The 10740-nt window shown below is 44.9% G+C and carries 8 protein-coding genes; 5 read left to right on the top strand and 3 right to left on the bottom strand.

The window, feature by feature from the left end:
* Positions 1–360: 360 nt before the first annotated feature.
* From AYJ58_RS15210 to trmY, 3 genes are all read left to right on the top strand, one after another.
* Positions 361–3447 carry an EAL domain-containing protein gene (locus AYJ58_RS15210; RefSeq protein WP_106650778.1) on the top strand — a complete coding sequence of 1029 codons (3087 nt, stop codon included), beginning with the start codon at positions 361–363 and terminating at the stop codon, positions 3445–3447.
* Between the two features lie 237 nt (positions 3448–3684).
* Positions 3685–3966 carry an ATP-binding protein gene (locus AYJ58_RS15200; protein WP_269801900.1) on the top strand — a complete coding sequence of 94 codons (282 nt, stop codon included), beginning with the start codon at positions 3685–3687 and terminating at the stop codon, positions 3964–3966.
* 410 nt (positions 3967–4376) lie between these two features.
* On the top strand, positions 4377–4973 hold the full coding sequence (gene trmY, locus AYJ58_RS15195) for a tRNA (pseudouridine(54)-N(1))-methyltransferase TrmY (protein WP_028759682.1): 597 nt from the start codon (positions 4377–4379) through the stop codon (positions 4971–4973).
* 28 nt (positions 4974–5001) lie between these two features.
* Here trmY and AYJ58_RS15190 read toward each other — a convergent pair whose 3' ends face one another.
* Positions 5002–5868 carry a LysR family transcriptional regulator gene (locus AYJ58_RS15190; protein ID WP_106650777.1) on the bottom strand — a complete coding sequence of 289 codons (867 nt, stop codon included), beginning with the start codon at positions 5866–5868 and terminating at the stop codon, positions 5002–5004.
* Positions 5869–5986: 118 nt separating this feature from the next.
* On the opposite strand from AYJ58_RS15190, the gene AYJ58_RS15185 reads away from it, so the two are divergent.
* Positions 5987–7093, top strand: a complete 1107-nt coding sequence (locus AYJ58_RS15185) for an NADH:flavin oxidoreductase/NADH oxidase (RefSeq protein ID WP_106650776.1) — start codon at positions 5987–5989, stop codon at positions 7091–7093.
* 414 nt (positions 7094–7507) lie between these two features.
* Here AYJ58_RS15185 and AYJ58_RS15180 read toward each other — a convergent pair whose 3' ends face one another.
* Together AYJ58_RS15180 and AYJ58_RS15175 are read right to left on the bottom strand one after the other, a co-directional pair.
* Positions 7508–9295, bottom strand: a complete 1788-nt coding sequence (locus AYJ58_RS15180; protein WP_106650775.1) for a DUF3413 domain-containing protein — start codon at positions 9293–9295, stop codon at positions 7508–7510.
* A gap of 66 nt (positions 9296–9361) precedes the next feature.
* The gene (locus AYJ58_RS15175; RefSeq protein WP_011847036.1) at positions 9362–9580 is read right to left on the bottom strand and encodes a YejL family protein; all 219 of its coding nucleotides are present in this window, start codon (positions 9578–9580) and stop codon (positions 9362–9364) included.
* A 77-nt stretch (positions 9581–9657) separates the two neighbouring features.
* Between AYJ58_RS15175 and yejK the strand changes: the two genes are divergently transcribed.
* Positions 9658–10686 (top strand): nucleoid-associated protein YejK, encoded by a 1029-nt coding sequence (gene yejK / locus AYJ58_RS15170; RefSeq protein ID WP_106650774.1) that lies wholly within the window; start codon positions 9658–9660, stop codon positions 10684–10686.
* The last annotated feature ends 54 nt before the right edge of the window (positions 10687–10740 follow it).

Raw genomic sequence — 10740 nt, 5'->3', positions numbered from 1 at the left:
TGACCTGTAATTCATGTCTATGAGTAAAGTATTACCTTTTAGGTATTGCGGTTTCGGATTAATTTTGTTTTACATCAGTGATCACTCTTCCTGATTTCACTCCATTTGCCTTTTAAAATCATTTGCATAGCTTAGTTGCAGTTTTTGAGTAGGTGACTATATTTTAGAAAGCTATTTATGTTGCATTTCAATGTTACCTATTGTTTTAATAGGTACTCATTGATAAATGCTTTGTTTTTGCACTATTGTCTTTAGCTTGAATGTGACTTTATTGAATGGCCATTTAGTTACTGGTTGATGAGAGTGGCAAACCAAGATAGAGGAAGTCGTTCGACTGGCGCTAGCTGTAATGGAGTGAGAATGTTAGATAATCAAAAGTCACGTACTCAATATATTGTATTGGCAGTGGCTATTTACGCGCTCGCGGCACTGGGTTGGATTTTTTTGTCTGACCAATTATTGCTAGTGCTGATTGATACTGAAACGGTATTTCGTCTTTCACTTGCAAAAGGGGTTTTCTTTGTATTTACCAGTGCGTTTATTTTTATTTTTGTTCTAAGAGCCGTTCCTGATCGACATCAAGTTCTTGCGAGAAATTTATTAGATATCACATTTTCCCATTCTGCTCCTATCCGCAATTTCACTTGGATTAAATACACGGTAATCTTTGTTTTCACCTTAATAACGCTTTGGTTTGCTAGTTATCTTACCGTTGAGCAACAGCAGCGTTTGTTGCTGCTTATCTTTATGCTACCCATTTCATTGAGTGCCATTTGTGGAGGATTAGGCCCGGGATTGCTGGCGACGTTACTGTCAGTTTTGTGCGTTTATTATCTCAATCCATCTATCAACAATTTAGACAATATCCATTCTATCGATTTTCTCCAAACGATTAGCCTTAGTGTTTATGGCATATTGATCAGTGCGTTAACTGGTTATTTACGGGCCTCATTGAAAAAGTTAGATGTCAATCATCAGTTACTAGACTCTATCGTTTCTCAAACTACTGATGGCATTTTTGTTAAGGATTTAGCAGGACGCTATCTGCTTATCAATCACGGTGCTGCCGCGCTGGTCGATAAATCTGTCGATAAAATTCTGGGCAAAGTTGACGCTGATATTTTTGACAATGAGTCTGCCAGTATTATCGAAGAAAAAGACCGTATGGTATTAAGTTCTGGACAGGTTATCACACAGAAAGAGCTGTTACATATAAAGGGTGAGCCTGCGATATTTCAAGTTACAAAAGGACCTGTTATCGATTCACAAGGAAAGATTTGTGGCCTATTCGGCATTGCGCGAGATGTTACGCTTCAAGAAACGAGTGCTGAGCAGCTACGCATTAGTGAGTCAAGTCTGAGATTGGCCCAGCAGTTGTCTGGCATTGGGAGTTGGGAGTGGGATTTAGTTACTGATATACACACTTGGTCCGAACAAGTGTTTGTGATTTATGGACTCCCATATATGCAAGATGCTCCAACTATGCCTCAGGTTGAGCCTTTATTTACTCCTGAAAGTTGGCAAGCACTCAGTGTTTTAGTATTGCGGTGTGTGGATACTGGTGAGGACTATGAATGCGAAGCAGAGTTTATTCGTCCCGATGGCTCTCACCATTGGATTATGGCGCGAGGACATGCGCAGCGCGATGAGAACGGCAAAATTGTTAGGTTGCATGGTACCGTGCAAGATATTACCCAAGCTAGGATGCTAAAACACCAATTAGTGGCACAAGCTGAACAGTTGCAACGGGTAATTGAAGGTTCTGAACAGGGCTTCTGGGATTGGAATGCGAGGACGGGTGAAGTACAAATTAGTCCAAGATTTGAGGCTATTTTAGGTTATCAAGCGGGTGAGATGAAGTTGACGGTGAAGAATTGGCGTCAGTATGTCTATGCTGAGGATATTCCTGAGATAGAAAGACAGGTTCAAAAGCATCTTACACATATCGCGGACAGTATAGATTTAGAAGTTCGTTGCATTAAAAAATCCGGTGAAATGTGTTGGATCCTGTGTAAGGGGCGGATTGTTGAAGTAGATAGTCACGGAAGAGCGTTAATGATTTCAGGAACCCAAGCTGATATCACTCTCATTAAAACCCATGAGGCTGAATTGGACCGAGTGGCAAATTTTGATGCACTTACGGGACTACCAAACCGTCGTTTGCTGTTAGATCGTTTTCAGCAAACTATCGCTCGTGTTAATCGTAATGGCAGTATCTGTGCAGTGTGCTTTATGGACCTAGATGGTTTTAAGGCGGTAAATGACCATTATGGTCACGGTGTGGGTGATCAACTGCTCGTTGCGATTGTAAATAATGTGTCGGTTGTTATACGTCAGCAAGACACTCTCGCTAGGGTTGGTGGTGATGAGTTTATTATTTTATTTGAAATGATGTCTGAAGAGGAATGTACTCAAGTTTTACAGAGAATTTTAACTGCCGTCGATCAAGATATTGTGTTAGATGGTAATAAATTTGTGCGCTTAAGTGCGAGTATTGGTGTGAGTTTATATCCTGAAGATAACGTTGATCCTGATATCCTACTGAGGCATGCCGATCAAGCTATGTATATGGCAAAAGCGGCAGGTAAGAATCGTTTTCAAATGTTTGACCCAGAAATTGACCGAAGCATTATTGCGCGTCGAACTTGGTTAGAAGAACTTAAAGCGGCTTTTGCGCGTAATGAGTTCGTCATGTTCTACCAACCCAAAGTGAATTTAGCTACAGGAAAAATTATTGGCGCCGAAGCATTAATCCGTTGGGATCACCCGCAGCGCGGTATAGTGGCACCAAGCGAGTTTTTACCTGATATTGCCGGAAGTGACTTTGAAATTACTTTGGGTGAGTGGGTTATTAATACTGCTGTAGCTCAATGTATGCATTGGCGAATGGATGGAAGACCACTTGCCGTCAGTATCAATGTGAGTGCCAGGCAATTACTGGCGGAATATTTTTGCGATTTCCTGCAGTCATCTTTGATGCAGCATCCTGATTTGGTTGTATCAGATGTTGAATTGGAGATTTTAGAAAGTGCCGCCATCGAAGATATGGCATTAGCGATTGAAATCTTAAAAGAGTGTAAGCGTTTGGGAGTCCATTTTTCCCTCGATGATTTTGGCACTGGTTATTCATCATTAACTTATTTACGCCAATTGCCGGTATCCAGTATCAAAATAGATCAGAGCTTTGTGCGTGGAATGCTGGAGAGTGATGATGATTTACGTATTGTGGAGGGTGTTATCCGCTTAGCTTCGGTGTTTCATCTCAATGTCATTGCTGAAGGAGTAGAGACGATTGCCCACGGTAAGAGTTTGGCTGATTTGGGCTGTCAGTTATGCCAAGGCTATGGCATTGCGCGACCTATGCCTGTGGGTGAATTTGCTATTTGGTATGACAAGTGGCCATCACAATATCAGCATATAAAAGGTGAGTTTGAGAAGATGGCCTAGTAAGTGATCTGTTCAACTAGGGTTGGACACATCACTATGATTACAGATGTATTGACCAGCGCTAGTACTCTGTTAGATCGTGTACGAGACATTCCTACGGAGCATTAGCGCGGTTAGACGTCAGCTCATTTCCTTAGACAGTCATGAGGCTAGCGTAATCTGTAATGGTCAGCAGCAGGCACTGGATCTGACCTTGACCGAGTTCAAAATGCACGCCAGCATGCTGATCCTGGCACTTTGACTGTACGATTTTACCGCTCGGGGGCAAGCTGTTATCTCAGCGTCGAAGGTGAAGGCCCTGGTATCCCTGATGAGGCAGCAAGCTACGTATTCGAAGCATTTCGCCGAGTAGATCCGTCTCGCTCTCGAAAAAGTGGTGGCAGTGGACTCGGTCTCGCAGGGGTTAAAACAATAGCTGAAGCTCACGGCGGCCACGTGGCCTGCCAGCCATCGGGTCGTGGAGGAACAATATTCGTCCTTTCTTGGCCTGTTAAGGCAAGTTTAGAGCCCCTTTCTTAATTTGTTTGGATGTTGGAATTATCTATAGGAAAGGTGACGTCCTGAGTGATTCCTGCACGTATGGCCACCGCGCTAGAGCATTGTTTAATCGGGAAATGCAGGTATTCCCTAATGCCCATTCGTTGTTATCCGAAATTGATTACAACTAATAGGATGTTATTTTGTTTGAATACGCTCAATTTGCTGTACTTGTCGCCTTGATATCGTATTTTCGTGTAAGTGTACATAAATTGTTGAGGTAATTAAAACGTGCAAAATCATATAATTTATGTTTAAATTTAGCAGGTTATGATTAAGCGGCTTACTATCATAGAGTACCAGGGAGTGGAGGTTCGAATACTTTCATACCGACCAAATTATATGCATTCGCCATTTAGCATTTAAGACATTATTGAGTAGGACATTTACCTATGCGCGCGTTTGTTTTACGAGCAAGATCAGCACCTACTGACAGTCAGTTGTTTTTGGCTTCTGTCGGCCAAGAGGCGCATACCGAGATTTTAGCTCATACCCTAATGAACACTATCTTTGTGGCTCAGTCCCATCGAAACGATGTTGTCGTTTATTTGGTGCTAGAAAGTACCCATGATTTTTCCCGCACTATTTGCTTCGATACGCGAAATATTTGCCATATTGGTGGTTTTCACGAACAAGCTTTGCTGACCAAAATTGCCAAGGCCTTAGATATTTCTCGGGGTATGACGAAAGAGCAAACTCGCGTTGTTGACGAGGGCATCAGTGTTAGCACTATCAGTTTTGAAAAGCTGGTGCAGGACCTCGCGGTCGATTATCAATTATTTATGATGGATAAGAAGGGCACTTCTATCCGTGAGCAGGAGTTTGTGGGCAATCCGTGCTTTTTGCTGACCGATCACATTCCTATGCCGAAGAAAAGTTTTAATACTTTGAAACGACTCGGTGCGCAAAAGATCAGCCTTGGGCCTAAGATGCTGTTTGCTTCCCAGTGCGTAGTACTGATCCATAATGAATTGGATATCAATCAGTAGCCAGTAGCCAGTAGCCGCTGAGCCCTATCTATATCTTGCCCTTTAAAAACGCGATCGCTTTTTGGGCTCTGCGTGACAAGGGCCATTCCGCGCGGTGGATAAGCCAAATGGTGTCTACAACTTGGCTGCCACATTCAACAACATAGATATCTTGTTGTCGTTCAAAGGCTTTGCGGGCGTATTGCGGGATGACTGTAAATCCGAGCCCTTTTGCGACAGGTTCGAGGATCAGGCTGATTTGGTTGGTAAATCCCCTACAGGGAATGTCTTGAATACCGGGATGACTTGGATATTTACGACTAAGCAGCCGAGTGGCCATGGCTTCGCCATCGGGATGGGAGATAAACCCTAGCCGTTGTAAATCAACCCACTCATGTTGTTTATGGCTTGCAGGTACCACAAGCTCAAGCGGCTCTTCGGTGAAATGCGTGCTGTGAATACGAGGATCGGATGGTTTTAAGGTTACCATGCCGATTTCATGTTCATTGGCTAACACTGAGGCGACTATTTCACTGTCAGGGGCAAAACGGTGGCGAATGTTTAACGCCGGAAAGGCTTGTTGTAGTTCGATTAATAACGGAAAGAGCGTTAAACCAATACTCCCCGGAGTGATAAGGCTAATATCGCCGACTTCAGCATCATCATGGACTAGTTTCTGCTGTAGGCGTTTTTGCGCGCATTCGACGTCTTTAACGTAGGTCAGCAGGTTTTCGCCAATCGGAGTTATTTCAAGTTGACGGGGGCGGCGTAAAAACAGTGTGCCGTATTCTTCTTCTAAGCGACTGATATGTTGGCTCACTGCCGCTTGGGTGATACCTATGGCTTCGGCGGTTCGGGTGAAGTTACCTTTCTCGACCAGAACCGCAAAGGTGTGTAACCACTGTGGATTTATCATAAGCAAACTTTATCAACTCTATAATCTGTGCGTGCTTTTAATTATGGCATGATAAGGCTAGTCTGTCGTCATTCAGTATTCCATTTCTTTTTGATTCTATTTGACACAGGAAACACCTATGGCCGATCTATTTTCATCCTTCAAACTTAAAGACATTACTCTCAAAAATCGTATTGCCGTTGCGCCCATGTGCCAATATCAAGCCACGGACGGACTCATCAACGACTGGCATCAGGTGCATTACTCTAGCCTTGCCCGTGGCGGAGCGGGTCTTGTTGTGGTTGAAGCCACTGCGGTTTCTCCTGAAGGACGTATTACCCCAAAATGCCTTGGACTGTGGAATGACGAGCAAGCCCAAGGTCTAGCTAAGGTGGCCAGCGCGATTAAAAATGCCGGCGCAGTGGCGGGGATTCAGATTGGTCATGCGGGCCGTAAAGCGAGTGCCAATATCCCGTGGGAAGGCGATGATCATATTCCCAATGGTGAAGGACAAGGCTGGCAACCAATTGCGCCGTCTGCTGTTGCTTTCGGTGCAAACTTACCTAAAGTACCAACGGCTATGACGATTGAAGACATTGAGCGCGTTAAAGCAGACTTTGTGGCGGCGGCAAAACGGGCTTTAGCGGCAGGATTTGAATGGTTAGAGCTGCATTTCGCCCACGGTTATTTAGCCCAAAGTTTCTTCTCAACCTATGCCAATGAACGCACCGACCAATATGGTGGTAATGCCGAAGGGCGTGGACGTTTTTTGTTAGAAACCATTGCCGCAGTCAGAGACGTTTGGCCACAGCATTTACCCTTAACGGCGCGATTTGGTGTGATTGAATTTGACCATAAAGATGAAGAAACGTTAACTGAATCAATCGCCTTGGTGAAGCAATTTAAACAAGCTGGGCTCGATATGTTAAACGTCAGCATTTGTTTCTCGACCCCAACGGTAAATATTCCATGGAGTCCGGCGTTCTTGGCGCCTATTGCTGCGCGGGTTCGCCAAGAAGTGGGTTTCCCTGTTGCGACGTCGTGGGGCATGGATAATCCACACCATGCCAATGCGGCTATTGAAGATGAACAAATGGATTTAGTGATGATAGGTAAAGCCTTTTTAGCGAATCCACATTGGCCATATCAAGCGGCGCAAACCTTAAAGATAGCGCGCCCATCTTGGGTATTACCCGCATCTTACGCCCATTGGTTAGAGCGTTACGCCACGGTTAAAGCCGATTGATTTTGAGCTGACGTGATTGCGAGCTGACATGATTGTGAACTGGTTGCATTGCGAGTTAACTTGAGAGTGAGCTGAGTTAGTTATCGTACTGGCTTGATTTTGTACAAGGTAAAGCAGGCCTCAAGATTCAGCACAAGTCTTAAAAGCCGTTATCCATGGATAGCGGCTTTTTGCTTTGTGAATACACCATATTTAGGTTGAAGGCACCGCGCGGCTGTAGCTTATATCAGACTCAGACTCAGACTCAGACTCAGATACTGTACTCTGATATTAATCTCTTATAGTGAGCTTTGAGCTGGGATTAGTGCGGTATTGAGAACTGGACTCTGATTTTTAGGCACTCATCCTGCCGTGTAGGGAATAAAAAAGCCCCAATCCGCAGGGAGTGGGGCTTCTTCAAGCAGAGGATTGAGATTAGTGATTATAGAAACGTCGACCTTCGCGCATCACTTCAATCAACTCAGGCGCACTCATTTTCTTATTGAGCCTATGTTCATAGTTTTCATCGTAAATACGGTATTTGCCGTGGCGGTCAATCACTGTCACTTCCGCTTCTTGATAGATAGCAAAAATACGGCTATCACCTATGTAGATCCACGTTTCTTTACTCGGTTGCAATAAGCTGCGGCCAGCGCTGTAATCTGTGGTGTTATTGGTGCAGCCGAGCACGTGGGTCATCAAAGTCGGCGCTATGCCGTAATGGCTGGTGCGGTATTTGACCTTAGACGCGCCCGTATTAGGCCAGTGGATCACTAAGGGCACTTTGACACTCTGTGGTGACAGGTTGCGATTCGCTTCGTCACTGTTACTGGTGAACATCTTGCCATTTACCCCAGTGATAATCACTAAGGTGTCGTTGGGCACATTGGCCAGCATTGCCTTAAGCTGTTGATCGACAAAATACAGTGATTGGCGATATTGATTAAACAGCACCTTTTGCGCAGGCATAAGGTCGGGATTGGCTTTCACGGTTTCAATGCCAAGGAAACCCACAGGAGTATCGAAATTTTCCGGCGCTTTTAAATTAACGAGCGCAAACCAAGGTTTATTTTGGATGCTGTGCCACTCGTTAAAACTGGCCACTGTGTGCAAGTCGGCATCGGCGCTGCCATTGGTTTCTTCAGCTATCACAGGATTGAAGTCATTAAACATCGCCTGTGACGAACGCAAATTAAGATTGGTTTCTGGCAGGAACAATCCCAGTTCATAACCCGCTTGCTGGAAACTTCTGGTCATTAGCGGACTGGTGCTATTAAAAATTCGCGCATCGCCATAACTGCCTTGCAGGCCGTAGAGTAGCGAAAACATACCGGTTCTAAATTGGTTGCCGCCGCTGAAATGCTGTGTAAAAGACTGATTATTTTCAGTGTATTGCTGCAAGAATGGCATGCTTTTGCCATCGACCATATCGGCACGCAAACTATCGATGGTGATCATCAACACATTGATTTTAGTGTCAGCTTGGCAGGTCAGTGGTTGCTCTGGATAATTGAGTACACTGGTATTGTGATTGACATCATCTCCTTGTGACGAGCCATCAATACCGTGACTTTCCATAAAGGAGCGCGCTGTCGCAGGGTACGATAAAGGATAAGTATCATCGAAACGGGTAATTTCAGTGATATCGGCGGCATCGGCCCAAATGTGGATTAAGTGGCTACTGACAAAACAGATACCCACTAAGGTGATGACTTTATTGCCTAAATTCAGTTTTTGGATTTTCTCTATCCGCTTCCACAAAAAGTTCGCTGCCGTGAGTTCGATTGCGATAATGGCGAGTGGCGTGACGATATAGGAAGTGCCATGGAGCAGGGCATTGAGATCCGCCCAGGCCAAATCGAAGGCGAAGGGGCTCAAGTGCATGCCGTAATCGGCGTAAACAATTGTATCGTACAATAAGATACAGAGACTTAGAGTCGCGATCACCGCCGCGACGCCTCTTAATATCTTCGAATATGGCAATATCAAGGTCAGTGGGAACAGACAGATCAAATAGGCGATAAAGGCGAGAAAGCTAAACTGACCAATAGTGCTGACGCTTAGATAAACCCAGCCATACCAAGTTTCTGGATAACCCACGCTGCCAAGATATCGGCTGCCGACTATCATGGCTAATATGCCATTGAAGAAGGCGAACCAATGTCCCCAGTTGATGAGCCGGGAAACCCGATCGCGGCTCATTTGCTTTTTTCGCTCGACCATAGTGATCCGCTTATTCCTAAAAGACCTTGTATCTTATATTCTTTTGACGATTATTACCCAGTTAACTTACTGGGATTTAACCGATTGTGCGAGTGCTTTTGCAAATTGTTCGGCCACGGCTTGGCGCGATTCGCTGGGCACTTTACGTTCTAGCAGGTTTGTCACGCAGTTACCCAATGCCATCAGGCTCAGGTCAGTCGGTGCTTTATGCTTTTCTAACACAGCCAATATTTCGGCGATTAATGATTCAACTTGGGTGTTTGAGTATTTCGATTGGATTGCCATAATCAAAAAATGTTTCACTTTGGAATGGATTAGCGGCATATAATAGCGGATTTATCCCAGTATCACTATCAGGGCTTATGAGTATTAACATCGAACACGCAATTATTCACGAGATTTCTCAGGACAGTCAGGGGCAATTGCGCTGCCGTTTGCGTCCTCAACCTCTGCTGAACGGTCAGGCGGTCGAGATGATGCTCGACGAGCTGCATCAGACTTATACGGGAAAGGCCGGTAAAGGTTTTGGCTATTTTGGGGTCCATGGCGACGACGGCGAGGCCAATCCTGCCTTTGCTAACGCACTAACCCAATACCGTGGCGGCGACTTAGGATTTGTGGAATTTTCGGGCCAAGCCAGTAAATTACTGCAAGAAGAGTTGTCGAAGTACGATTTCAGCCAAGGCGGTTTTTTGCTGATGTCTTGCTACACCAGTATCACCAGTGATTATCTGTTTGTCGCCTTATTAAGTGCTAAGTCGTCGATGACTGTGTTAGACGATATGGAACTGTCGCAAAATAATCATTTGGATTTAAACAATATCCAACTGGCGGCGCGTATCGATTTAACCGAGTGGCAAGCTGATAAAGACTCGCGTAAATACATTTCCTTTATCCGTGGCCGCGCGGGACGTAAAGTGGCCGACTTTTTCCTCGACTTTATGGGCTGCGTCGAAGGTGTCAACACTAAGGCGCAAAACAAAACCTTAATGAATGCGGTTGAAGATTTTGTTGCCAGCAGTGAGTTGACGAAAGACGAGCGTCAGCAGTGCCGTAATAAAGTGTTTGAATATTGCAGTGAGCGCTTCGATGAAGGCGCTGACATTGAGATCAAAGACTTGGCTGATGAGTTAGCCGATCAAGGTATGGATTCTTTCTACGATTTTGCCCGTGGCGGCAGCTATGATCTCGATGAAGAGTTTCCGGCCGACAAATCGACTCTGCGCCAATTGAAGAAGTTTTCTGGTACGGGTGGCGGCGTAACCTTAAGTTTTGATGGCGGCCACTTAGGCCAACGGGTGATTTACGATCCCATTTCGGACACGATTTTAATCAAAGGCGTGCCAGCTAACTTGAAAGATCAGCTCGACCGTCGTCTTAAAGGCGAATAGCACTTAATTAATCCATCGTTTTTTAAGCGAACGAATAACCAAAGGCCGAGCGTG

Source organism: Shewanella sp. Pdp11, assembly GCF_002838165.1.
Taxonomy (GTDB): domain Bacteria; phylum Pseudomonadota; class Gammaproteobacteria; order Enterobacterales; family Shewanellaceae; genus Shewanella; species Shewanella hafniensis.
Note: the sequence above shows the minus strand (reverse complement) of the source record. Positions and strands in the feature narration are given on the sequence as shown.

Coding starts and splice junctions, on each gene's coding strand:
- AYJ58_RS15210 (WP_106650778.1), top strand. CDS start 361: ATGTTAGATAATCAAAAGTCACGTACTCAATATATTGTATTGGCAGTG.
- trmY (WP_028759682.1), top strand. CDS start 4,377: ATGCGCGCGTTTGTTTTACGAGCAAGATCAGCACCTACTGACAGTCAG.
- AYJ58_RS15190 (WP_106650777.1), bottom strand. CDS start 5,868: ATGATAAATCCACAGTGGTTACACACCTTTGCGGTTCTGGTCGAGAAA.
- AYJ58_RS15185 (WP_106650776.1), top strand. CDS start 5,987: ATGGCCGATCTATTTTCATCCTTCAAACTTAAAGACATTACTCTCAAA.
- AYJ58_RS15180 (WP_106650775.1), bottom strand. CDS start 9,295: ATGGTCGAGCGAAAAAAGCAAATGAGCCGCGATCGGGTTTCCCGGCTC.
- AYJ58_RS15175 (WP_011847036.1), bottom strand. CDS start 9,580: ATGGCAATCCAATCGAAATACTCAAACACCCAAGTTGAATCATTAATC.
- yejK (WP_106650774.1), top strand. CDS start 9,658: ATGAGTATTAACATCGAACACGCAATTATTCACGAGATTTCTCAGGAC.